27 protein-coding genes, 1 tRNA gene and 1 pseudogene are annotated in these 23,334 nt (G+C 66.7%); 23 read left to right on the top strand and 6 right to left on the bottom strand.

What is annotated here, in order from left to right; genetic code table 11:
* Positions 1–416: 416 nt before the first annotated feature.
* The 9 genes from B5V46_RS03870 (at position 417) to B5V46_RS03830 (ending at position 9,885) form a co-directional block, all read left to right on the top strand.
* Positions 417–1,976, top strand: coding sequence for a 2-isopropylmalate synthase (locus B5V46_RS03870; RefSeq protein WP_080615365.1), 1,560 nt, complete (start codon positions 417–419; stop codon positions 1,974–1,976).
* 251 nt (positions 1,977–2,227) lie between these two features.
* Positions 2,228–3,265, top strand: coding sequence for a rod shape-determining protein (locus tag B5V46_RS03865; protein ID WP_075786827.1), 1,038 nt, complete (start codon positions 2,228–2,230; stop codon positions 3,263–3,265).
* A gap of 47 nt (positions 3,266–3,312) precedes the next feature.
* Positions 3,313–4,227, top strand: coding sequence for a rod shape-determining protein MreC (mreC, locus tag B5V46_RS03860; RefSeq protein ID WP_080615363.1), 915 nt, complete (start codon positions 3,313–3,315; stop codon positions 4,225–4,227).
* Positions 4,220–4,759 (top strand): hypothetical protein, encoded by a 540-nt coding sequence (locus B5V46_RS03855; protein ID WP_080615361.1) that lies wholly within the window; start codon positions 4,220–4,222, stop codon positions 4,757–4,759. The genes mreC and B5V46_RS03855 overlap by 8 nt, the downstream gene beginning before the upstream one ends.
* The gene (mrdA, locus tag B5V46_RS03850) at positions 4,756–6,702 is read left to right on the top strand and encodes a penicillin-binding protein 2 (protein WP_080615359.1); all 1,947 of its coding nucleotides are present in this window, start codon (positions 4,756–4,758) and stop codon (positions 6,700–6,702) included. The genes B5V46_RS03855 and mrdA overlap by 4 nt, the downstream gene beginning before the upstream one ends.
* Positions 6,699–7,844, top strand: a complete 1,146-nt coding sequence (rodA, locus tag B5V46_RS03845; protein WP_080615357.1) for a rod shape-determining protein RodA — start codon at positions 6,699–6,701, stop codon at positions 7,842–7,844. Before mrdA ends, rodA begins: the two co-directional genes overlap by 4 nt.
* Positions 7,841–8,776: a glyoxylate/hydroxypyruvate reductase A gene (locus tag B5V46_RS03840; protein WP_155773930.1), complete on the top strand. Its 936-nt coding sequence runs from the start codon at positions 7,841–7,843 to the stop codon at positions 8,774–8,776. Before rodA ends, B5V46_RS03840 begins: the two co-directional genes overlap by 4 nt.
* 229 nt (positions 8,777–9,005) lie before the next feature.
* Positions 9,006–9,383, top strand: coding sequence for a helix-turn-helix domain-containing protein (locus B5V46_RS03835; protein WP_080615354.1), 378 nt, complete (start codon positions 9,006–9,008; stop codon positions 9,381–9,383).
* 163 nt (positions 9,384–9,546) lie between these two features.
* Positions 9,547–9,885, top strand: a complete 339-nt coding sequence (locus B5V46_RS03830) for a transposase (protein ID WP_080615352.1) — start codon at positions 9,547–9,549, stop codon at positions 9,883–9,885.
* Between the two features lie 98 nt (positions 9,886–9,983).
* On the opposite strand, the gene B5V46_RS03825 is transcribed toward B5V46_RS03830, so the two are convergent.
* From B5V46_RS03825 to B5V46_RS03815, 3 genes are all read right to left on the bottom strand, one after another.
* A complete protein-coding gene (locus tag B5V46_RS03825) occupies positions 9,984–10,232 on the bottom strand; it encodes a hypothetical protein (RefSeq protein ID WP_155773929.1) in 249 nt (82 codons plus the stop codon).
* A gap of 170 nt (positions 10,233–10,402) precedes the next feature.
* Positions 10,403–11,194: an SseB family protein gene (locus tag B5V46_RS03820; RefSeq protein WP_080617938.1), complete on the bottom strand. Its 792-nt coding sequence runs from the start codon at positions 11,192–11,194 to the stop codon at positions 10,403–10,405.
* A gap of 8 nt (positions 11,195–11,202) precedes the next feature.
* Entirely contained in the window at positions 11,203–11,805 is a 603-nt protein-coding gene (locus B5V46_RS03815; protein WP_080615350.1) for a uracil-DNA glycosylase family protein, read from the bottom strand.
* 222 nt (positions 11,806–12,027) lie between these two features.
* Between B5V46_RS03815 and B5V46_RS03810 the strand changes: the two genes are divergently transcribed.
* The 4 genes from B5V46_RS03810 to B5V46_RS03795 all read left to right on the top strand — a co-directional run bounded on the left by B5V46_RS03810 (position 12,028) and on the right by B5V46_RS03795 (position 15,627).
* Positions 12,028–13,302 (top strand): Na+/H+ antiporter NhaA, encoded by a 1,275-nt coding sequence (locus tag B5V46_RS03810; protein WP_080615349.1) that lies wholly within the window; start codon positions 12,028–12,030, stop codon positions 13,300–13,302.
* A gap of 488 nt (positions 13,303–13,790) precedes the next feature.
* Positions 13,791–14,624, top strand: coding sequence for a 3-deoxy-8-phosphooctulonate synthase (gene kdsA, locus B5V46_RS03805; protein WP_080615348.1), 834 nt, complete (start codon positions 13,791–13,793; stop codon positions 14,622–14,624).
* A 79-nt stretch (positions 14,625–14,703) separates the two neighbouring features.
* Positions 14,704–14,778 (top strand) — tRNA-Gln (locus B5V46_RS03800).
* Between the two features lie 186 nt (positions 14,779–14,964).
* Positions 14,965–15,627: a metallophosphoesterase gene (locus tag B5V46_RS03795; RefSeq protein WP_231119216.1), complete on the top strand. Its 663-nt coding sequence runs from the start codon at positions 14,965–14,967 to the stop codon at positions 15,625–15,627.
* On the opposite strand, the pseudogene B5V46_RS19575 reads toward B5V46_RS03795, so the two are convergent.
* A pseudogene (locus tag B5V46_RS19575) lies at positions 15,611–15,766 on the bottom strand (integrase core domain-containing protein); the annotation flags it as partial. The gene B5V46_RS03795 and the pseudogene B5V46_RS19575 overlap by 17 nt on opposite strands.
* A gap of 79 nt (positions 15,767–15,845) precedes the next feature.
* Between B5V46_RS19575 and B5V46_RS19570 the strand changes: the two are divergent.
* A complete protein-coding gene (locus tag B5V46_RS19570) occupies positions 15,846–16,043 on the top strand; it encodes a hypothetical protein (protein ID WP_155773928.1) in 198 nt (65 codons plus the stop codon).
* 414 nt (positions 16,044–16,457) lie between these two features.
* Entirely contained in the window at positions 16,458–16,646 is a 189-nt protein-coding gene (locus B5V46_RS03790; protein ID WP_080615347.1) for a hypothetical protein, read from the top strand.
* A gap of 104 nt (positions 16,647–16,750) precedes the next feature.
* Here B5V46_RS03790 and B5V46_RS19565 read toward each other — a convergent pair whose 3' ends face one another.
* Positions 16,751–17,041, bottom strand: a complete 291-nt coding sequence (locus B5V46_RS19565; protein ID WP_155773927.1) for a hypothetical protein — start codon at positions 17,039–17,041, stop codon at positions 16,751–16,753.
* Positions 17,042–17,098: 57 nt separating this feature from the next.
* Positions 17,099–17,974 carry a LysR family transcriptional regulator gene (locus B5V46_RS03780; protein ID WP_080615345.1) on the bottom strand — a complete coding sequence of 292 codons (876 nt, stop codon included), beginning with the start codon at positions 17,972–17,974 and terminating at the stop codon, positions 17,099–17,101.
* A gap of 330 nt (positions 17,975–18,304) precedes the next feature.
* Here B5V46_RS03780 and ffh point away from each other — a divergent pair, with 330 nt between their 5' ends.
* From ffh to bluB, 8 genes are read left to right on the top strand one after another with little or no spacing between them, the layout of a single operon-like run.
* Entirely contained in the window at positions 18,305–19,816 is a 1,512-nt protein-coding gene (gene ffh / locus B5V46_RS03775) for a signal recognition particle protein (RefSeq protein WP_080615344.1), read from the top strand.
* Position 19,817: 1 nt separating this feature from the next.
* Positions 19,818–20,333: a GNAT family N-acetyltransferase gene (locus B5V46_RS03770; protein ID WP_080615343.1), complete on the top strand. Its 516-nt coding sequence runs from the start codon at positions 19,818–19,820 to the stop codon at positions 20,331–20,333.
* The gene (locus B5V46_RS03765) at positions 20,330–20,857 is read left to right on the top strand and encodes a GNAT family N-acetyltransferase (RefSeq protein ID WP_080615341.1); all 528 of its coding nucleotides are present in this window, start codon (positions 20,330–20,332) and stop codon (positions 20,855–20,857) included. Before B5V46_RS03770 ends, B5V46_RS03765 begins: the two co-directional genes overlap by 4 nt.
* A complete protein-coding gene (locus B5V46_RS03760) occupies positions 20,854–21,381 on the top strand; it encodes a GNAT family N-acetyltransferase (RefSeq protein WP_369822809.1) in 528 nt (175 codons plus the stop codon). The genes B5V46_RS03765 and B5V46_RS03760 overlap by 4 nt, the downstream gene beginning before the upstream one ends.
* Positions 21,381–21,986, top strand: a complete 606-nt coding sequence (locus B5V46_RS03755) for a GNAT family N-acetyltransferase (RefSeq protein WP_080615339.1) — start codon at positions 21,381–21,383, stop codon at positions 21,984–21,986. Before B5V46_RS03760 ends, B5V46_RS03755 begins: the two co-directional genes overlap by 1 nt.
* Positions 21,979–22,275 (top strand): chorismate mutase, encoded by a 297-nt coding sequence (locus tag B5V46_RS03750; protein WP_080615338.1) that lies wholly within the window; start codon positions 21,979–21,981, stop codon positions 22,273–22,275. Before B5V46_RS03755 ends, B5V46_RS03750 begins: the two co-directional genes overlap by 8 nt.
* 42 nt (positions 22,276–22,317) lie before the next feature.
* The gene (gene rpsP, locus B5V46_RS03745; protein ID WP_080615337.1) at positions 22,318–22,674 is read left to right on the top strand and encodes a 30S ribosomal protein S16; all 357 of its coding nucleotides are present in this window, start codon (positions 22,318–22,320) and stop codon (positions 22,672–22,674) included.
* A gap of 3 nt (positions 22,675–22,677) precedes the next feature.
* Entirely contained in the window at positions 22,678–23,331 is a 654-nt protein-coding gene (gene bluB / locus B5V46_RS03740) for a 5,6-dimethylbenzimidazole synthase (RefSeq protein WP_080615336.1), read from the top strand.
* Positions 23,332–23,334 lie beyond the last annotated feature (3 nt).

The following is a 23,334-nucleotide window of genomic DNA, read 5'->3' as shown; positions in this document are numbered from 1 at the left end:
GAAGCGTCGCGCGCTGCATCGCTTCGGAGAGAGGTTGCAAAGGCGCGCCAAAGCCTGGGCATGGCCGAGCCCCCACAAGATGCCCGCCTGTCAGACAGGGTCCGCGGCATCAGCTGAGGCGCCTGCGACCGGGTCCCGCTGCGATCCTTCGCGAACGGCGCCCCGCCCCGGGCGGCAGCCACATCGCGCAGAGCGAAATGCGAAAGCCTCTTTTCCTGCCCGGCCGCGCCGCTTATACTCTGTGCCATGGAACGCCACGGACATATCACATCCTTTGCCGCGCAGCCTGCGCGCGCGCTGTCCCTCGGCCTTCTTCTTCTCCTTAGCCGCCTCTGAGCGTGCCGAGAAGGCGCGACCGCTCAGAGGGTATTTTTCGCGCCGCATTCCCCAAGGCTAAAGAAGAGAGAGAATCTGTCATGAGCGAGAATTCGCACCAGGACCGCGTCCTGATATTCGACACCACCCTGCGCGACGGCGAGCAAAGCCCCGGCGCCACCATGACCCATGACGAGAAACTGGAAATCGCGGCGATGCTCGACGAGATGGGCGTCGACATCATCGAGGCCGGCTTCCCGATCGCCTCGGAAGGCGATTTCGAGGCGGTCAGCGACATCGCCAAACTGTCGAAGAACGCGGTGATCTGCGGGCTGGCCCGCGCCCAGTTCCCCGATATCGACCGCGCCTGGGACGCCGTCCGGCATGCCGCCCGGCCGCGCATCCACACCTTCATCGGCACATCGCCCCTGCATCGCGACATCACCGCGCTGACGCAGGACGAGATGGTCGAGCGGATCGAGGCGACCGTGGCCCATGCCCGCAATCTCTGCGACGACGTGCAATGGTCGCCGATGGATGCGACCCGGACCGAGCATGACTACCTCTGCCGCGTGGTCGAGACCGCGATCAGGGCGGGCGCCACAACCATCAACATTCCCGACACGGTGGGCTATACCGCGCCCCGCGAAAGCGCCAAGCTGATCGAGATGCTGCTGGAACGCGTGCCCGGCGCCGACGAGATCGTCTTCGCGACGCATTGCCACAACGATCTGGGCATGGCGACGGCGAACGCGCTGGCGGCAGTCGAGGCCGGTGCGAGGCAGATCGAATGCACCATCAACGGGCTTGGCGAACGCGCTGGCAATACTGCGCTCGAAGAGGTGGTGATGGCGCTGAAGGTGCGCAACGACATCATGCCCTTCCGGACCGGCATCGACACCACCCGGATCATGGGGCTGAGCCGCAAGGTCGCCACCGTCTCGGGCTTTCCGGTGCAGTTCAACAAGGCCATCGTCGGCAAGAACGCCTTCGCGCATGAATCCGGCATCCACCAGGATGGCGTTTTGAAGAATGCCGAGACCTTCGAGATCATGCGCCCCGCTGATATCGGGCTCAATGCCACGAACCTGGTGATGGGCAAGCATTCGGGCCGCGCCGCGCTGCGCTCGAAGATGAAGGAGCTGGGCTTCGATCTGGGCGACAACCAGCTGAAGGACGTCTTCGTGCGGTTCAAGGCGCTCGCCGACCGCAAGAAGGAAGTCTATGACGACGACCTGCTGGCACTGATGCGCGACAGCGATCTCGATGCAGAGCATGACCGCATCCAGGTCAAGTTCCTGCGGGTGATCTGCGGCACCGAGGCGCCGCAATCGGCCGACCTGATCCTCGCCCTCGACGGGGTCGAGCACCGGGTGACGGCGCAGGGCGACGGGCCCGTCGACGCCACCTTCGCCGCGGTGAAGAAGCTGGTCGAGCATGACGCGCATCTGGAGCTGTACCAGGTCCATGCCGTCACCGGCGGCACCGATGCCCAGGCCACGGTCAGCGTGCGGCTGTCGGAAGACGGCAAGATCGCGACCGGCCAGGCCTCGGACACCGATACCGTGGTGGCCAGCGCCAAGGCCTATGTGAACGCCCTGAATCGGCTGATGGTCCGGCGCGAGAAGACCAGGCCCGAAGAGAACCTGGCCGCGATCTGATCTGCGGCCCGACTGTCCGGGCGGTTGGCCACTGGCCGCCGCCCGGACAGGACGATATCGTAAAAATGCAATTCGGAATCGATGATATCGCCAAGCTGCGGGTATCAAATGTTCGATTAGTGAAAGCGGCGGAAATACGCTTCCAGCCAGAAGAATGCGCCCTTTACCGCGCCGCCGCCGACCGCCTATAACGTGGGCCGGTCCCGATGTCTGAATCGCGGACCCTGACTTCAATTGCGGGACCCCACGACATGGCAGGATTTGGCGGATTGTTCTCGTCGGACATGGCGATCGACCTCGGCACGGCGAACACGCTCGTCTATGTCAAGGGACGCGGCATCATCCTCAACGAGCCCTCGGTGGTGGCCTTCCACGTCAAGGACGGGCGCAAGCAGGTGCTGGCCGTCGGCGAGGATGCCAAGCTGATGCTGGGCCGGACGCCCGGCTCGATCGAGGCGATCCGGCCGATGCGCGAAGGCGTGATCGCCGATTTCGACGTGGCCGAGGAGATGATCAAGTATTTCATCCGCAAGGTCCACAAGCGCACCACCTTCACCAAGCCCAAGATCATCGTCTGCGTGCCCCATGGCGCGACCCCGGTCGAGAAGCGCGCGATCCGCCAGTCGGTGCTGTCGGCGGGCGCCCGCCGCGCCGGGCTGATCGCCGAACCCATCGCCGCGGCCATCGGTGCCGGCATGCCGATCACCGACCCGACCGGGTCGATGGTGGTCGATATCGGCGGCGGCACGACCGAGGTCGCGGTCCTGTCCCTGGGCGACATCGTCTATGCGCGCTCGGTGCGCGTCGGCGGCGACCGGATGGATGACGGCATCATCAACTACCTGCGCCGCCAGCAGAACATCCTGATCGGCGAGGCCACGGCCGAACGCATCAAGACCTCGATCGGCTCGGCGCGGATGCCCGATGACGGGCGCGGCGCGGTCATGCATATCCGCGGCCGCGACCTCCTGAACGGGGTGCCGAAGGAAATCGAGATCAACCAGGCCCAGATCGCCGAGGCGCTGGCCGAACCCGTGCAGCAGATCTGCGAGGCGGTGATGACCGCGCTCGAGGCCACGCCGCCCGATCTGGCTGCCGATATCGTCGACCGCGGCGTGATGCTGACGGGCGGCGGCGCGCTTCTGGGCGAGCTCGACCTCGCGCTGCGCGAACAGACGGGGCTTGGCATTTCGGTCGCCGACGAGTCACTCAATTGTGTGGCGCTCGGCACCGGCAAGGCACTGGAATACGAAAAACAGCTTCGGCATGTGATAGATTACGAAAGCTGAGCCCGGCCTGACCCGGGCAGGCCCCGCGCGCCGCAAGCGAGGCAGACTTGGCCGCAGATCGCAACGCCCAGATCGACTATGCCCGACCGATCCGCCGCATCCTGATCGGCGGGACGGTCTTCGTGCTGGTCGCATTGTTCGTGCTCTGGCGCATTGACAGCCCCAGGGTCGAACGGATGCGCGCCGCGCTGATCGACCGGGTCGTGCCCGGCTTCGAATGGGCGATGGCGCCGATCACAAGGGGCGCCGAGCTGGTCGAGGGGTTCCAGTCCTATGCCCGCCTCGCCGAACAGAACCAGGAGCTGCGCCGGGAGCTGCGCCAGATGAAGGCCTGGAAAGAGGCCGCCCTGCAGCTCGAGCAGGAAAACGCCAAGCTTCTGGATCTGAACAATGTGCGGCTCGACCCCAGCCTGACCTATGTGACGGGTGTTGTGATGGCCGATAGCGGCTCGCCGTTCCGGCAATCGGTCCTGCTGAACGTGGGCGCCCGCGACGGCATCATCGACGGCTGGGCCACCACCGACGGGCTTGGCCTGGTCGGCCGGGTCTCGGGCGTGGGCAAGACCACGGCGCGTGTGATCCTGCTGACCGATTCCAACAGCCGGCTGCCGGTGACGATCCAGCCCTCGGGTCAGCGCGCGGTGCTGTCGGGCGACAATTCCGCGGCCCCCGTCCTTGATTTTGTCGAGGACCCCGCCTTGGTGCGCCCTGGCGACCGGGTGGTCTCCTCGGGCGATGGCGGCGTGTTTCCGGCCGGTCTTCTGGTCGGCCATCTCGCGCTCGGCCGCGACCAGCGGCTCCGGGTGCGGCTTGCGGCCGAATATGACCGGCTCGAATTCCTGCGGGTGCTCAGAAGCCATGCCAATGAGAGGATCAGCGACCCTGGCGCGCTGGTGATCCCCGCCCCCGACCCCGGCCCCACCACGGCGACCGATCCCGGCGGAGATCCCGGCAATGGTTGACCCGACCACCCTCGACCGCTGGGTCTACCGGCTGGTCTTTCTCGGAATTGCGGTCATGACGGTGTTCGTGCTGATCCTGCCGCTCGAAGCCCGGCCTGGCCGCCTGCCCGCCCCCGACTGGATGCTGTGCCTGACGCTGGCCTGGCTGCAGCGCCGGCCCGATTACCTGCCCCCGTGGCTGATCGCGGGCGTCTTCCTGATGCTCGACATGCTGCTGATGCGGCCGCCCGGGCTGATGACGGCCCTAGTGCTGGTCGGCTCGGAATTCCTGCGCGGGCGCCAGCAGGTCTCGGTCGAAACCGCCTTCGGACCGGAATGGCTGGTGACCGCGGGCACGATCTTCGCGATCTTTCTGACCGAAGGGGTGGTGCTGGCCCTGTTCTCGGTGCCCGAGGCCGATTTCGGACGGCTGATGTTCCTGGCGCTGGCCACGGCGCTGGCCTATCCGCTGGTCGCCCTGGTATCACGCTATGCATTGGGGGTCCGCCGGGTGACGCCGGGCGATCTTGACCCGAGGGGGCTCGGAAGATGAAGCGATCGCAACGGGAAGCCGAGGAAAGCAGCCGCCGGATCGGCCGCCGCGCGCTGATCCTGGGCGGCGCGCAGGCGCTCTTTGCCGGGGTTCTGGCGCTCCGGATGCGGCAGCTTCAGGTGACCCAGGCGGCCGAATTCCGCATGCTGGCCGAAGAGAACCGGATCAACATCCGCCTGATCCCGCCCGCGCGCGGCATCCTCTATGACCGCCAGGGCCATGTGATCGCCGAGAACGAGCAGAATTACCGGATCGTCATCGTGCGCGAGGATGCGGGCGACCCGGAACAGGCGCTGGCGCGGCTGACCCGGCTGGTGCAGCTCGACGAGGAAACGGTCGAACGCGCGATGAAGGAGATACTCCGCCACAGCCCCTTCGTGCCGGTGACCATCGCCGACCGGATGCGCTGGGAAGAGGTGGCAAGCGTCGCGGTGAACGCGCCCGTGCTGCCCGGCATCTCCCCCGAGGTCGGGCAGTCGCGGCATTATCCGATGGGGCCGGATTTCGCCCATATCGTGGGCTATGTGGGCCCGGTATCGGACTATGACCTGTCGAAGCTCGAGGATCCCGACCCGCTGCTGCAGATCCCGCGCTTCCAGATCGGCAAGACCGGGGTCGAGGCCAGAGAAGAGGAGCTGTTGCGCGGCAAGGCCGGCACCCGCCGGATAGAGGTCAATGCCGCGGGCCGGGTGATCCGCGAGCTCGACCGGATCGACGGCCAGCCCGGATCGGACCTGCAACTGACCATCGATGCCGGTCTCCAGAACTTCATGCAGGCGCGGCTTGGCGAGGAAAGTGCGGCGGCCGTGGTCCTCGACCTGCAGCATGGCGACCTGCTGGGCATCGCCTCTTCGCCCAGCTTCGATCCCAACAAGTTCGTCCGGGGCATCTCGGTCGCCGATTACAGGGCACTGACCGAAACCCCGTTCCGGCCGCTCTCGAACAAGGCAGTGCAGGGCGCCTACCCGCCGGGCTCGACCTTCAAGCTGGTGACTGCGCTGGCGGCGCTGGAAGCCGGGGTCATCACCCCCGAGGAAACCGTCTGGTGCCCGGGCTTCCTGAAACTCGGCGGCAGACGGTTCCATTGCTGGCGCCGGGGCGGGCATGGTCATGTCAACCTCATGGAAAGCCTGCAGCAATCCTGCGACGTCTATTACTATGACATCGGCCAGCGCGTCGGGATCGACAATATCGCGGCGATGGCCCGCAAGCTGGGGCTTGGCGTGCATCACGATCTGCCGCTCTCGGCCGTGGGCGAAGGCCTGGCGCCGGACCGCGCCTGGAAACGCGCCCGCTACGGTCAGGACTGGCAGGTCGGCGACACGCTGAACGCCTCGATCGGCCAGGGCTACGTGCTGGCGACGCCGCTGCAGCTTGCGGTGATGTCCGCGCGGGTCGCCACCGGACGCGCGGTCACGCCGCGGCTTCTGCGCTCGGTCGACGGGGTCGAACAGCCCTCGGGCGCGGGGGCGCCGCTCGACATCAAGCCGGTCAACCTAGCCCGGATCCGCAACGGCATGGACGCGGTGGTCAATTCGCGCCGCGGCACCGGCCGGCGGTCGCGGGTGGTGGCCGAAGGCATGGCGATTGCGGGCAAGACCGGCACCAGCCAGGTACGCAACATCACTGCCGCCGAACGCGCCGCGGGGGTCTTTCGCAACGAGGACCTGCCCTGGGAGCGGCGCGACCATGCGCTGTTCGTGGCCTTCGCGCCGGTGGAGGCGCCCAGGGTCGCGGTCGCGGTCGTGGTCGAGCATGGTGGCGGCGGCTCGACCGCCGCCGCGCCCATCGCCCGCGACATCACGCTGCGCGCGCTTTATGGCAGGGTGCCGCCGGGCGATGCCTATCCCGAAAGCGACCGCTGGGAGGCCGAGCGACGGCTGCGCGATCTGCCGCTGCACGATCCCGGGTCGCGGTCCTCGGGCGGAAAGGGACGGGCATGAGCTATCTCGAATATAACGTCAAACGCGTGCCGACCGGCCTGTCGAAGGTGCTTTACGTCAACTGGGCGCTGGTCCTGCTTCTGACTGCCGTGGCCGGGATCGGCTTCATGATGCTCTATTCGGTGGCGGGCGGCCGGCTCGAACCCTGGGCCGACCCGCAGATGAAGCGCTTTGCGCTCGGGATGGCGGTGATGTTCGCCGTCGCCTTCGTGCCGATCTGGTTCTGGCGCAACATGGCGGCGCTGGCCTACGGGATCTCGGTCATGCTGCTCATCGCCGTCGATTTCTTCGGCTCCGTGGGGATGGGCGCGCAACGCTGGATCGATCTCGGCGTGGTCCGGCTGCAACCCTCGGAACTGTCGAAGATCACATTGGTGATGATGCTGGCGGCCTATTACGACTGGCTCGACATCCGCCATGTCTCGAAGCCGCAATTCGTCCTGCTGCCGGTTCTGCTGATCCTGCTGCCGACGGCGCTGGTGCTCAAGCAGCCCGATCTCGGCACGGCATTGCTGCTGACCGCGGGGGGCGGCATCATCATGTTTCTCGCGGGCGTGCACTGGGCCTATTTCGCGGCGGTGATCGCCGCGGGCGCCGGGCTTGTCACTGCAGTCTTCGCCAGCCGCGGCACGCCCTGGCAATTGCTGAAGGATTACCAGTTCCGCCGCATCGACACCTTCCTCGATCCCTCGACCGACCCGCTGGGCGCGGGCTATCACATCACCCAGTCGAAGATCGCGCTCGGCTCGGGCGGCTGGGCGGGCCGGGGCTTCATGCAGGGGACCCAGTCGCGGCTGAACTTCCTGCCCGAGAAGCATACCGACTTCATCTTCACCACCCTCGCCGAGGAGTTCGGCTTCATCGGCGGGATGTCCCTGCTGGCGCTTTACGTGCTGATCATCGTCTTCTGCATCTCGTCGGCGATGCAGAACAAGGACCGCTTCTCGTCGCTGCTGACGCTGGGGATCGCGGCGACCTTCTTCCTGTTCTTCGCCGTCAACATGTCGATGGTGATGGGGCTCGCTCCGGTCGTGGGGGTGCCCTTGCCGCTGGTCTCCTATGGCGGCTCGGCGATGCTGGTGCTGCTGGCGGCCTTCGGGCTGGTGCAGAGCGCGCATATCCACCGGCCGCGGGGGCGCTGATGCTCAGGATCCTGTTCTCGGCACCGACCGCACTCTGGGAGGAGTATCGCACTCCGCTGAGGCAGGCCCTCGCGGAAGCGGGCATTGCGGCCGAGATCACGACCGCGACCGAGGCGCCGGACGAGATAGACTATGTGGTCTTCGCGCCCCGGGGCGGACTGTCGGATTTCAGCCCCTTCACCCGGGCAAAGGCGGTGCTGAGCCTCTGGGCCGGTGTCGAGACCGTGACCGGAAACCCGACCCTGACCCAGCCGCTTTGCCGGATGGTCGATGCGGGCCTCGAGGAAGGCATGGTCGAATGGGTGACGGGGCAGGTTCTGCGCCATCATCTGGGGCTTGATCGCTACATTTGCGCGACCGGGCCGCATTGGGACCAGCGCGTGCCGCCCCTGGCGCGCGACCGGACGGTCGCGGTGCTGGGGCTGGGCGAGCTGGGCTGGGTCTCGGCCCGGGCGCTGGCCGCGCTCCGGTTCCGGGTGCTGGGCTGGAGCCGGACGCCCCGCGCACTGCCCGGGATCGAGTGCCGTCACGGTACGGACGGGCTGCGCCCGGTGTTGGAGGCGGCCGAGATCCTCGTGCTGCTCTTGCCCCGGACGCCGGAAACCGAGGGGCTGCTCGATGCCGAGCGGCTGTCCTGGCTGCCCGAAGGCGCGGTTCTGCTCAATCCGGGCCGGGGGGCGCTGATCGACGAGGCGGCGGTGCTGGCAGCGCTCGATGCCGGCCGGCTTGGCCATGCCACGCTCGACGTGTTCCAGACCGAGCCGCTGCCGCCCGATCATCCCTTCTGGCAGCATCCGCGGGTGACGGTCACGCCGCATGTCGCGTCGGAGACCCGCCCCGCCTCGGCATCGCGGGTGATCGCCGAGAATGTGCGCCGCGCGGAAGCGGGCGAGGCGCTTCTGTTCCGGGTCGACCGCGCGCGCGGGTATTGAGGCCACGCGATCTGGCCCGGGCGCTCCCGCCCCCGGCCTTGCGCGGGGGCTTGCGCGCCCCGCTTGTCCGGCCTTGGGCCGAGCCGCGCGCGAAGCGCGCGCGGCGCCTCCGGCGGGGGTATTTGAACCAAGAAGAACGGGCGGGCTAGAGCGGCCGACCCAAAGCCTGAAACGCCGGGGATTCCCATGAGCGCTGATCTGTGATTCATCCTGCTTGGGAGGATGGCTCATGTCATCACCTTTGCCGAATGCGCTGCGGGCGCAGTTTCAGAGATTGATTGAAGAAGGGTTAAGCGGGCGCGCTGCGGCGTTGCGTTTGAAGCTTTCGTCCGCCACAGGGGCGCGGTGGGGCCTGGCGATCCGGCAAACTGGACAGGCCAGAATTGCGCCGCAGGGCCGTCCCCGCGGCAAGGGCAAGCTTGATCCGTATCGCACCTTTCTGATCGATCAGGATGGCGACATGACCATGCCCGAACTGGCTGCTGCGCTGGCGGATGCCACCGGCGTTCAGGCTCACCCGGATACGATTGGCCGGTTCCTGCGCAAGCTTGGCGTCACGTACAAAGAAATACGTTGGTCGCGACCGAGCGACGCCACGCAAGGGTAAGAAATCAGCGCAACGATTGGATCGAGCACCGCCTGCCAGCCGTCTCGGCCCAACCTGATCGTGTTGTCTTCATTGATGAAACCTCCGTCAAGACAAACCTGACCCGGCAGCGTGGCCGGTCACAGCGGGGCGAGCGGCTGGTGATGGATGCGCCCTTCGGATCATGGGGACGCAGATCTTCATCGCGGGCCTCAGCACCGACGCGCCGATTGCACCTTCGGTCATCAAGGGGGCGATGGATGGCGAAGCCCTTGCAGCCTGCGTCGAGCAGGTTCCGGTCCCGGAACTGGAACCAGACACCGTTGTCATCCCGGACAACCTTGCCACGCACAAGAATGTCGCCGCCGCCAAAGCCGGATGCTGGTTCCTGCCGCCTTCCAGCCCCGAGCTGAACCCTACCGAGATGGCATTCTCCAAATTCAAGCACAGCTGCGCAGGATGGGCGCACGAAACGTCACTGATATGTTTCAAGCACTTACAGAAATCTGGACACCTCCGATAACCTCTCCGAACGGTGATCTGGAATGCTGAGACGGGCATTTGGGACTCGTCAGGGCGGAGCTACCGTTTGACGTGGATTGTCTCCGCTGGACTTCCGGGTCAGGAGGTCGCTGCTCGGCCGAGCAGCCAGCGCAATCGGCCCATGTTGTAGACCATGTTCGCCAAGGTGATTGCTGCCTTTGCCCGCTCGAACCCGATCGTTCGGATGAACAGTCCCATTCGGTCCTTCTGGTGGCCGAAGACGTGCTCCACCTTCGAGCGAACAACAGGCTTTCGACCGTTGGCCCGCGACGTCCTCTTCGACATCGGTCGAGCGCGGGGTTTCTTGCGATGGATCTCGCTCACCATGCCGTTGTCGGCAAGCCATGCTCAACTCCCAGCTACGAGATCAGTGAATCACGAGAGCACGCGCGCATCCAAGGTTTCCGGAGGCGTCCATCTGTGACCTCTTCTCACCGCAAGAGTGCTGGAACGACTTCAAGGCTGCCGGACATGTAGCAGGTTAAAGGACGGGTGCTTTAGCGCAGCCGCGGCGGCGCGTCGGGATCGGTCAGCGGGATTTCGGTTGCGGGCTCTGGCGCGGGCAGCTCGATCCGGAGGCCCAGCCGGGCGAGACGCGTGGCCATCGGCGCGCTGACGGGGAAGAAAGCCAGATCCAGCGCACCGGTCTCGAGCCCGCTGAAGCGGACCGCCTCGGAGACCGCGCGCGCCAGCGCGGGTTCGGCCCCCTTGGCCGGATCGAGGAAGGCGAGCAGCAGAGAGCTGGCCCCGTCCGGATGCCGGAGCCCCGCGAGCCAGGCGCAGGCGGCCAGCCCGCCCATGCCCGCAAGGCAGTTATCGAGCGCGGCGAGGAGCGGGGCGGGCAGATCGCCCGGCGGTGTCAGCGCCTCGGGGGCGAGATCAAGCGTCTCGGGCGTCGCGGTCAGCATATCGGCCCACCAGGCAACGGCTTGGGGCGGCAGGAGTTCGGCCGTCTCGCCGCCAAGATCGATGCCGAGCCCCAGGCCCTCGGCGCTCAGCATCGCCGCCAGCTTCCGGCCCGGCATCGCGGCATAGGGTGAGGGCGCACCGGTGAAATCGGTCAGCCGACCTTCGTCGGCGAAGGCCAGAACGACGCGGCCCTCATCGAGATCGAAGACCGAGGGTGCGATCCGGTCGTCGCCGGCCTCGCACTCGAGCAGCAGCACCAGTTCGGTGGCGGCGAGACGGCCGTAATAGGCCAGCCGCAGCGCCGGATCGTCGGGCGCAGCAGTCATTGCAGCATGGGCGCGGTCGAGCGGGGAAAGGGGCTGCGGAGCCGCGGGGGACATTTCGGCGGTCATGCGAGAACCTCTGCGACGCGCTGGCGGAGGACGGGCAGGAGCTCGGCCTCGAACCAGGGATTGCGTTTGAGCCAGGCGCTATTGCGCCAGGACGGATGTGGCAAGGGGAAGACTTGCGGCGCATGGGCGCGCCAGTCCCGAACGGTGGCAGTCACGCCCGGCCGGGCCGCGGCGCCGAGATGCCAGCGCTGGGCATAGCCGCCGATCAGCAGGGTCAGCGGCACCGGGCCGAGTGCCGCGAGAACCGCCCGGTGCCAGGTTTCGGCGCAGAGCGCCGGCGGCGGCAGATCGGCCCCCGCGTCGTCATAGCCCGGAAAACAGAAGGCCATCGGCAGCACCGAGACCCGGGAGAGGTCGTAGAAGGTCTCGTCGCCGATCTCCATCCAGCCCCGGAGCCGGTCGCCCGACGGATCGCAGAACGGCCGCCCGGCCTTGTGCACGCGCAATCCCGGCGCCTGACCGCAGACAAGGATGCGCGGCGCCGGGCCGAACCAGGGAACCGGGCGCGGCGCGTGGCCCGTTGCCGTTGCGGCGAAGCGCCCGGCACAGAGCCGACAGGCCGCGATGCGGCTGCGCAGAAGGTCGGGGGCGGTGGTCATGGCACCGACCTAGGGCATAACCGGCGGCCCGGCAATTCGCGGTCTCGGGCAATTCGCTGCCTCAGGCGAGGGCCTGCGGATCGGGCATCCCGCCTCCCGCGGGCGAGCACAGACCGGGTCGGCGTATTTCGGGGCGGCCAAATGACCGCCGGCCCGGTTGCCCCTGTCTCCGGCTTCGATTATGCCACCTTCAACGGAGCGAGAGAGGGGAACGGCGGGGGAATGTACCGAGTCTGGAATTTCGTGACTGCCTATTCGCTGTTGCTGATCGGGGGTGCCGTCACGGCGCTGTTCTGGGTCAACCTTCATCCGAATTCCTACCATGATTTTGTCGAATACGTCCTGATCGACGACTTCTTCATCGGTCATGCGCATGAGGTCGACGGCCATGTCAGCCGGACGCTGACCGTGCATTACCTCGTCAATGACCTGCTGATGGCCTTCTTCTTCGCCATCGCGGCCAAGGAGGTCTGGGAAGCGATCATCCTGCGCAACGGCTCGCTTCGCGGGCGCAAGGCGGCGACGCCGCTTTTCGCCACGCTGGGCGGCATGCTCGGCCCGATCGCCGTCTATCTCGGGCTTGCGGCGATCCTCGGTTCCTCGACATTCGACGCGGTCCATCGCGGCTGGGCGATCCCGACCGCGACCGATATCGCCTTTTCCTATCTGGTCGGGCGGATCGTCTTCGGCGCCGGGCATCCCGCTGTACGTTTCCTGCTGCTTCTGGCCATTGCCGACGATGCGGCCGGGCTGATCATCCTGGCGATATTCTACCCTTCGGGCGATCTGCAGCCCCTGTGGCTGCTGCTGTCGGGCGGGGCGGCGCTTGCGGTCTTCGTGCTGTTCAACTGGCTGCCGCGTCGGATGGATCGCGGCCGTCAGATGCGGCCCTGTTCAAGCTGGACCCGCCGCTATCTGGGCTTCTGGCCCTATGCTCTGGCGGGCGCCGCAAGCTGGTTCGGCTTTCAGGAGGCGGGTCTGCACCCGGCGCTGGGGCTGTTGCCGGTGGTGCCCGCGATCCCGCATGCCGACCGCGCCTTCGGCATCTTCTCGGAGGCCGAGCAGTATCTCACTGACCTGCTGAACCATATCGAGCACAATCTGAAGGTGCCGGTCGAGATCGTCCTGTTCTTTTTCGGGCTCTGCAATGCCGGGGTCGAGTTCTCGTCGATCGGCGTGCCGACCTGGCTGGTGCTGGCCGGGCTGCTGATCGGCAAGCCGGTGGGCGTGTTGCTGTTCGGCTGGCTGGCGGCGCGGCCGTTCAGGCTTGGCCTGCCGCAGGGCATGCGCACCGCCGATCTGCTGGTCGTGGGCTGCGTCGCGGCCATCGGCTTCACCGTGTCGCTCTTCATCGCCTCGGTCGCGTTCAGTTCGGGCGTCACCCTCGACGGGATCGACGTGCAGGAAGCCGCCAAGATGGGCGCGCTGTTCAGCTTTGTCGCGGCCCTGATCGCCATCGGCGCGGGCAAGCTGATGCGGGTTCGCAAGCAGAGCTGAACCTGCCTGCGGCCGATGGATCGGACAGCAGGACACCGCCCGGATGCATGGCCCCAGAGCCGGTCATACGGCATTGGCTGACGTTATCGGCAGGACAGCGCGGCGGCGCCCTTGTCCGCCCCTGAGCCGGCCCGACAGGGGCGGGCCTTTCGGCAGCACCGGAACGCGCAGAGATCTCACCCTCCCGCGCGGACTGCGGGACAGGCAGGCGAGGACGGGAAGAGCAGCCGAAGGCTGCGCATGACCTCCGGGCCCGGGGGCTCCACCCCCGCGAAAGAGACGATGACAGGCGGCAGCCCCCCTGCCCCGCCACGGATCGACAGTCCGAAGATCGCCAGAGCTGGCCCGACAACCGCCGGCCGCCCCCCGGGAGGCGGCCGATCCGCACGGCATCGAAAATACCGCGCTTGCCCTTTTGATCTTCGGCGGCATTTCCCCCATGATCCAGCAAACCGCTTCCATCCTTTGCGAACGAGTATCGGCCTGACATGAAACATATCGAGATCGGCGGCCTGCCCGTCGGAAATACCCGGCCCCTGACGGTGATCGCGGGCCCCTGCCAGCTGGAAAGCCTGGACCACGCCCTGATGATCGGCCGCGCCATGAAGGACGCCTGCGCCGCAGCCGGGGCGGGCTACGTCTTCAAGGCCAGCTTCGACAAGGCCAACCGCACCTCACTGTCGGGACGACGCGGCCTCGGCATCGACAAGGGGCTCGAGGTGCTGGCCGAGCTGCGCCGCCAGCTCGACGTGCCGGTCCTGACCGATGTTCACAGCCCCGAGCAATGCGCCCCCGCCGCAGAGGCCGTCGACGTGTTGCAGATCCCGGCCTTTCTGTGCCGCCAGACCGATCTTCTGCTGGCCGCGGGCGAGACCGGCGCTGCGGTCAATGTGAAGAAGGGCCAGTTCCTTGCCCCCTGGGACATGGCCAATGCCGTGGCCAAGATCGAATCGACCGGCAACCGGCGGATCCTTCTGACCGAGCGCGGCGTGTCCTTCGGCTACAACACCCTCGTCACCGACATGCGCAGCCTGCCGATCATGACGCGACTCGGTTATCCGGTGGTGATGGATGCGACCCATGCGGTGCAGCAGCCGGGCGGCCAAGGCGGCTCGAGCGGCGGGCAGCGCGAATTCGCCCCGGTGCTGGCCCGCGCGGCCGTGTCCCTTGGCGTGGCGGCGGTCTTCATCGAGACTCACGAGGCCCCCGACAGTGCGCCCTCCGACGGACCGAACATGATTCCGCTCGACCAGATGCCGGATCTGATCGCGACCCTGATGGCTTTCGACCGGCTCGCCAAGGCCCATCCTCTGTCGATCTGAGCAAAGGATGCCCGGACGCATTTTTTCGTCAAATTGGGCTTGAAGCCGGTCCGGGCATCCCGTATCTACGCCTCCACGTTGGGGCGTAGCCAAGTGGTAAGGCACCGGTTTTTGGTACCGCGCACCGTAGGTTCGAATCCTACCGCCCCAGCCAATTTCGTCTATTTGTGACGTTCGCCGAAGATTGGAACCTATCCGGTTCTACTTGGCATCTTGCTCGGGCAAGACTGGCATCTGCTGACATTCCGAATGTCTCACCGTCCAGAATCCCTCTGAACTGACAGACATTTGCGCGCGTATGATCTCGTCCCTAAACTGAGGTCTGACGAACACGGAGGGCATGGGTATGGCCAACTGGTATTCGGCCGACCTGCACTTCGGCCACCACCGCATCATCGACTTCTGCAAGCGCCCCTTCGCCTCAACCGCGGAGATGAACGCAGCCCTGATCGCCAACTTCCAGGCCTGCGTCGCGCACGATGATGACCTCTGGATTTTAGGAGATTTCGCCTTTGGCCGCGCTGATGATACGGCACAGTTCGAGAGCTGGTTTCACAGCCTCCCCGGCCGTAAGCATCTGATCATCGGCAACCACGACGATGAAGCGGTCATCTCTCTCCCATGGGCGAGCACCGAGTACATGGCCGAGATCCAGGACGGAGATCATAGCCTCGTCCTTTGCCACTATCCGATGATCACTTGGAACGGCGCACGCAGAGGCGCCCTGCAGCTGTTCGGCCACGTCCACGACCAATGGGCAGGCTCGCGAAACAGCATAAATGTCGGCGTCGACCAGTGGGATTTTCGACCGATCCAGATTGAGGAAATGGCAAAGCGGGCAGTTCCAGAACGCTCATGCGGGTTTGCGCGACCTTGGTCTTCGCGTCACGAGCCTTGGGTTTCGTCGCTTTCGGTGTTCCATCCATGGCAGGGTCCTCCTTTCCCAAAACAGCATGGAAGGAAGGTTATGTGGACAAATTGTACACTTAACCTTCTTGGCTAACGAATGACATTACGGTTTCGATGGGACGTCGCCCCATGTTTCGGTAACCCAGATGCGGGCGCTCGGTGTTGTAGTGGACGAGCCAGGCGTTGAGATCGGCCTGGAGGGCCTCGACAGTCTCGTAGAAGGTCTCGCGCATCGGCGGCAAGCCTTTTTTCGGAGTTGATCCGCTGCCTGCCCTGCGGCAGTTACAGCAGCTCAATGGAGAGCCCCCTTTCGTGAAGGGCCCCGACTGCTATTTCTCGAACATCGAAGTCACGGCGTTCGAATGCCTGCTGCTGATGCCGGGTGGCGGGTTCCGTGCAACGCGGGAAGGAACGGAAGAGGCCGGACAGAAAACGATCGGTTGGCAGAGAAAGCAGCGGACGCCGCCTGAGGACCTGAAAAGTCACGTGCGTCTTGATCTTGCCACTTGAACGAAATCGCTCCTGCTCTCCATCTGATTAACGTGATGGCTAAATACGCAGACATGGACCACAAAACCTTCTATCGGGGTGCGGCGCTGGACCGGCACAGGTTCGCGGCTCTGGCGAATTCAGACGGAAGCTACAGCCCGAACCGGCCGTTTTCCTCGAGCACCCATGTCGTGGAATTCGATCTGCGCACGGGCGCGTGGCAGGAGATTGCCCATCGCACGTGGTTCGGCGTGGGCGTCGCGCGATGGCAAGGCGCCGGAGCGGCCGGAGCGGCGGGGCTCATGGTGCTGTCGCAGCAGGGGGATGTGCTGGAAAGCGGCGAAGAAACCCGGGACAGTCGGCTTACCGATGGCCCGCTGGCCTGGATGGTCAGCATCGACTGCGTGGCCAGCGGACTTTATCCTGACCGGGACCTTGGAAGGACGCGAGTTCATCAACCACGATCCCACCCTGACGCGGCGACTGCGTCCTGTCGAGATTTTGGCCATGACGCCCGAAACCGATGGCCCCACCCTCCGAAATGCCATGACCAAGCTATTGGCGGGATCTGGCCTGACCGATGAAGGCCTGTTCAGCCTCGCGGAATTCATGCCGCTCACCTGAGAGAGCTCGTGGCCGGGATCCTGTGCGCTATCCTCAACGCCATTGCCGCGCTCATACCGACGGGACGACCGTCAGAGACCCAGCGCGCGCTCCCAGCGTGATATTCAGGACCGACGAATGTAACTCCCAGTCCGGGGTCCGGGGGCAAGGTCACCACCGCCGTCGAGACCGGCGCCGCGGTCTTCAGCCCCTCGAACATCAACAGGAAATAGAGCGCGAAGATCCCGCCCTGCACCAGAAAGCGTCAGGCCGCGCGGAACTGCTGCAGCCGCAGCCCCGATCACCGCCCCGGCCAGAAGGAAACGCAGCGCCGTCAGCGCCACCGGATCGATATCATTGACAATCAGGCTGCCGAAGCTGAACGCGCCTGCCACCAGCACCGAAAAGCCCAGCATCGCCAGATGGCCCCGAGCGCCTCGCCGCGCGGGACCGCGCCCAGACCCAGGGCCATCTCAGGGCCATTCCTTCGCCGCCTCCTTCAGCCGCGTGGTCAGCGACTGGACCTTGGCGGTGCGGTGCAGGTCGACATGGGTCACCAGCCAGAGCGGCACGTCCCATTCGGCCAGGGGCGGATGCATCTGCTCGAGCCCGGGCAGCCGCTCGGCCCACCAGACCGGCACGAAGCCGATCCCGGCCCCCGCCGCCACCGCCTCGACCTGCGCCCGCGCGTCGGAGGCGCGAAAGCCCACCCGCCGGGCCGGGACATTGGCCTTGAGCCAGCGGTTGAAAGGCGCCCGGTGATCCTCGTCGGACGGGCCGACATAGAAATGCGCACCGACATCCTCGCCCAGCCGGCCATGCGCGGCGACATAGGCGGCATTGGCGTAAAGGGCGTAGCGAAGGGTATAGAGCCTCTGCACGATATTGTCGGGCTCGTCGGGCTGCGATCCGGCCCGGACCGCGACATGGGCCTCGCCATATTCCAGACGATAAAGCCGGGAATCGGCCATAAGGCGCAGGGTCAGCTCGGGATGTTCGGCCTGAAAGCCCGACAGAACCGGCACCAGCAGCGGCGTCAGGCTGTCGACCGTGGTCACCGTCAGCTCGCCGGTCATAGCCGCGCCGCGGCCGCGCAGCCGTCCGGCAAGCTGGCTGAACTGATCGGCCGTGACCTGGGCCACCCGCAACAGCTCCTCGCCCGCCTCGGTCGGGGTATAGCCGCGGGCATGGCGCTGGAAGAGCTTGACCCCCAGCCTGTCCTCCAGCGCATCGACATGGCGGATCACGGTCGCATGATGCACCCCGAGCGCCTCGGCCGCACCGCTCACCGTGCCCCGACGCGCCACGTGATAGGCGGTGCGGATCTCATCCCAGTTGTCGACGTCCATGACGAAGGCTTCACCTGTGCAAAAATTCACAACTCCCGCGGATGCTGGGCAATTGCCAGAGCCGAAGCAAGGCCCAACTTGTCGAAATGCCCGACACCGGCGACCGGCCCGGCCCCGACTTGACTCCGGACGCCTTTCATGGCTTAAGCGGGCGCAATTCCGGTCGGTGCAACTCCGTCCGGTCCCGGCGTGTCGCCGGGATCGCCCCCCGTCAGCGAGGTTTCGCCCACGGGGGCAAATCGCGTTTGGCGCATTGCGACGCGCTGACAAATCGCGCCATCCCGGCCAGACTGTCGGGACAGGCAGAACGGTCGAAGGAGGGCCAGGGCCATGTTCGAAAGTCTTTCCGACCGCCTTTCCGGCGTATTCGACCGGCTGACCCGGCAAGGGGCGCTGAGCGAAGAGGATGTCGCGACCGCGCTCCGCGAGGTCCGCGTCGCGCTTCTGGAGGCCGACGTGTCGCTGCCGGTGGCGCGCGATTTCGTCAAGTCGGTGCAGGAGAAGGCCACCGGCCAGGAGGTGACCAAGTCGGTCACCCCGGGCCAGCAGGTCGTCAAGATCGTCCATGACGCGCTGGTCGATGTGCTGACCGGCGAGGGCGAGCCCGGCTACATGAAGATAGACAACCCGCCCGCGCCGATCCTGATGGTCGGCCTGCAGGGCGGCGGCAAGACCACCACCACCGCCAAGCTCGCGAAGCGCCTGAAAGAGATCAACGGCAAGCGCGTGCTGATGGCCTCGCTCGACGTGAACCGTCCGGCCGCGATGGAACAGCTAGCCGTTCTCGGCGTCCAGATCGGCGTCGACACCCTGCCCATCGTCAAGGGGCAGAAACCCGTCGACATCGCCAAGCGCGCCAAGCAGCAGGCGGCGATGGGCGGCTATGACGTCTACATGCTGGACACCGCCGGGCGCCTGTCCATCGACGAAGAACTGATGGCCGAGGTCGAGGCCGTCCGCGATGTCGCCACGCCGCGCGAGACGCTGCTGGTGGTCGACGGCCTGACCGGTCAGGACGCCGTCCACACCGCCGAGAATTTCGACGAGCGGATCGGCATCACCGGCGTCGTGCTGACCCGGATGGATGGCGACGGCCGCGGCGGCGCGGCGCTGTCGATGCGCGCGGTCACCGGCAAGCCGATCAAATATGTCGGTCTGGGCGAGAAGCTCGACGCGATCGAGGAATTCCACCCGGAACGGATCGCGGGCCGCATCCTCGGCATGGGCGACATCGTCAGCCTCGTCGAGAAGGCGCAGGCCACCATCGAGGCCGAGCAGGCCGAGCGGATGATGAAGCGCATGCAGAAGGGTCAGTTCAACATGAACGACCTGAAGATGCAGCTGGAACAGATGCTCAGGATGGGCGGGATGGAAAGCATCATGGGGATGATGCCCGGCATGGGCAAGATGCAGAAACAGGCCGCCGAGGCCGGTTTCGACGATTCCGTGCTGCGCCGCCAGATCGCGCTGATCAACTCGATGACCAAGAGGGAACGCGCCAATCCGCAGCTTTTGCAGGCCAGCCGCAAGAAGCGGATCGCGGCGGGCGCGGGGCTCGAGGTGCCGGAACTGAACAAGCTTCTCAAGATGCACCGGCAGATGTCGGACATGATGAAGAAGCTGGGCCAGAAAGGCGGCCGCGCCATGCTGAAAAAGGCTCTGGGCGGCATGTTCGGCAAGGGCGGCATGCCCGACATGGCCAATATGGACCAGGCCCAGATGGAAGAGGCCGCGCGCAAGATGGGCGCAGGCCTGCCGGGCGGGATGCCCGGCGGCATGGGCGGCGGCATGAGCCTGCCCCCGGGGCTCGGCGGGCTTGGCGGGTTCGGCAAGAAGAAGTGACGTGACCGCGGCGCCGATCATAGACACCGCGCGGCTTAGGCTGCGCCCGCACCGGACCGAGGATTTCGGCCCCTATGCGGCGCTGTTCGCCTCGGAGCGGGCGCGCTTCATGGGCGGGCCGCTGTCGCGCCGGCAGGCCTGGCAGCTCTTTGCCGCCGATGTCGGGCAATGGGGGCTGCTGGGCTTCGGCGCCTGGGGCGTCGAGCGCCGCGAGGATGGCGTGGCGGTGGGACAGGTGGCGCTGAACAGGCCCGACCATTTCCCCGAACGCGAGCTGGGCTGGCTGGTCTTCGACGGCCATGAGGGCCAAGGCTATGCCACAGAGGCCGCCGAGGCGGCCCGCGACCACGCCTTCGGCGCGCTCGGCTTCGACACGCTGGTCAGCTATGTCTCGCCCGAAAACCGCCGCTCTGTCGCGCTGGCCGAACGGCTTGGTGCGATGCCTGACCCGGTCGCGCCCCGGCCCGATCCGGGCGATCTCGTCTATCGCCACCGGTGCCCGGAGGCCCCGGCATGAAGATCGAGATCGTCTGCCCAGAGATTGAGACCGAGCGGCTGATCCTGCGCGGCCCCAGGGCGGCCGACTGGGACGCCCATGCCGCCTTCGCCACATCCTCGCGGGCACGCTATATCGGCGGGCCGTTCTCGCGGCGCGACGCCTGGACGAAATTCGCCGCGCGCTGGGGCCATTGGGCGCTCAATGGCTATGGCATGTTCACCGTCACCCGGAAGGGCTCGGACGCGGCCATCGGCGTGATCGGGCCGCATTTCCCCGAAGGCTGGGCGGAACCGGAACTGGGCTGGATCCTCTATCCAGAAGCCGAGGGTCAGGGCGTGGCGCGCGAGGCCGCGCTGGCCTGCCGCCGCTTCGCCTATGAAACGCTCGGCTGGACCACCGCGATCAGCTATATCGACAGCGACAATGAGCGCTCGCGCGCGCTGGCCGAACGGCTGGGCTGCAGCCTCGATGCCTCTGTCCCCCACCCGTTCGAGGAAGACTGCGTGGTCTACCGCCATCCGGGACCCGAGGCCGCGGCATGAGCGTGATGCCCGTCATCCCCGCGCTGAGCACGGCGCGCCTCACCCTGCGCGGCCCCGAACCGCGCGACTTCGAGGTGCTGCGCGCCTTCTATGCCTCGGAGCGCTCGGCCTTCGTCGGCGGGCCGAAAAGCCCCGAGGGCACCTGGCGCCAGCTTGCGGCCGAGATCGGCCATTGGGCGCTGCGCGGCTACGGGCGCTGGATGGTCACCGAAAAGGCCAGCGACCGGACCGTCGGCATGGTCGGGCTCTGGAACCCCGAGGGCTGGCCCGAACCCGAGATCGCCTGGGACCTGTTCGAGGGCTTCGAGGGCAAGGGCTATGCCACCGAGGCCGCCCGCGCCGCCCGCAGCTATGCCTATGAAACGCTCGGCTGGCCCACGGCGATCAGCCTGGTCAACCGCGCCAACACCGCCTCTGCCCGGGTCGCCGAGAGGCTGGGCGCGGTCCATGAGGGCGAGGTCCGCCACGAGACCTATGGCGCCATCGGCGTCTACCGCCACCCGGCGCCGGAGGCCTGCCGCTGATGGCCCATTCCGCGATCCCCGTTCTGGAAACCCGGCGGCTGGTCCTCAAGGGCCCCGCCCCCGGGGATTATCCGAATTTCGAGGCGACCTTCACCAGCTTCCGCGCGCGGTTCATGGGCGGGCCGCTCAGCGAATACGAATCCTGGATGCTCTATGCCGCCGAGATCGGGCATTGGCAGATCCACGGCTTCGGCATGTGGATGATCCATGACCGCGAGACCGGCGCGACGCTGGGCATGGCGGGCGGCTGGCATCCCAAGGGCTGGCCCGAACGCGAGATCGCCTGGGTGATCTGGCCCGGCATCGAGGGCCGGGGCATCGCGCTCGAGGCCGTCCATGCCGCGCGCAGCTGGTGCTATGACCGGCTCGGCTGGACCACCGCCGTAAGCTATATCGACCCGAAGAATGTCAGCTCGGTCCGGCTCTGCGACCGGCTGGGCGCGCGACGCGACGACAGCGCCCCCAGCATCGACAGCCATGACATCGTCTATCGCCATCCCCCGCCTGCCGAGCTTCGGGCAACGCCTCTTTCCGCCCGGATCGAGGCCGAGCTGGCCGGCCATATCGACCCCTCGTGCCAGCCGAAAGGAGCGCCCCTTGACTGACGACGCAAGCCGTGCCGCCGAGCTTCTCAAGGAGCACCGGGCCAGCATCGACCGGCTCGACGCCATCCTCGTCTACACCCTGGGCGAGCGCTTCAAGCACACCCAGTCGGTGGGCCGGCTGAAGGCCACCCACGGCCTGCCGCCCTCGGACCCGGCACGCGAGGACCAGCAGATCGCACGGCTCGAGGAGCTGGCCCGCCAGGCCGATCTCGATCCGGAATTCGCCAAGAAATTCCTGAACTTCATCATTCAGGAAGTGATCCGTCACCATATCGAACACCAGAAATAGGCAGACCCCTGCCGATCAAGCCAACGAACAGGAGAAACTGACATGGCTCTGAAACTTCGTCTCGCCCGCGGCGGCTCGAAAAAGCGTCCCTTCTACCGGATCGTCGTCACCGACAGCCGCATGCCCCGCGACGGCCGCTTCATCGAGAAGCTGGGCGTCTACAACCCGCTCCTGGCCAAGGACAGCGAAGAGCGCGTGAAGATGGATGTCGAGCGTGCGCAGCACTGGATCAGCCAGGGCGCCCAGCCGACCGACCGCGTTGCCCGGATGCTGGAAGCCGCCGGCGTTCTGACCAAGACCGAGCGCAGCAACCCCAAGAAGGGCGAGCCCGGCGACAAGGCCAAGAAACGTGCCGAGGAAAAGGCCGCCAAGGCCGCTGAAGCCAACGAGGCCGAATAAGCCATGGCCACCGGGACAGCAGCCCGGGCCGACCGGTTCGCGCCCGCCTTCCGCGACGAGCTCTTCGAGCTGATGCGGTGGCGGCGCGACGTGCGCCATTTCCGCACCGATCCGGTCGCGCCCGAGCTGCTCGACCGCTGCCTTTCGGCGTTCCGGCTGGCCCCGTCCGTGGGCCTGTCGGAACCCTGGCGGCTGATCCGGGTCGAAAGCCCGGCCGCCCGCGCTGCCGCGCGTGCCAATTTCGAGGCCGCCAATGCCGCGGCCCTCAAGGGCTATGAGGGCGAGAAGGCCGCGCTTTACCCACGGCTCAAGCTGTCGGGCATGGATCGCGCCCCGGTCCAGCTTGCCGTCTTCTGCGACGAGACCACGGCGCAGGGCGCGGGGCTCGGCGCCGCCACCATGCCCGAGATGCGGCGCTATTCGGTGGTGGCCGCGATCTCGATGTTCTGGCTTGCCGCGCGGGCCGAGGGGCTGGGGCTCGGCTGGGTCTCGGTGCTCGACCCCGACCGGCTTGCCCGCGATCTGGGCGCGCCCGAGGGCTGGAGCCTCGTCGCCTATCTCTGCCTCGGCTGGCCCGAGGTCGAACGCGACAACCCCGAACTGGAAGAGGTCGGCTGGGAAACCCGCGCCGCCGGCCTGATCGTCGAGGAGCGATAGGAC

It is taken from the genome of Rhodovulum sp. MB263 (assembly GCF_002073975.1).
In the GTDB taxonomy this organism is placed as follows: Bacteria; Pseudomonadota; Alphaproteobacteria; order Rhodobacterales; family Rhodobacteraceae; genus Rhodovulum.
Note: the sequence above shows the minus strand (reverse complement) of the source record. Positions and strands in the feature narration are given on the sequence as shown.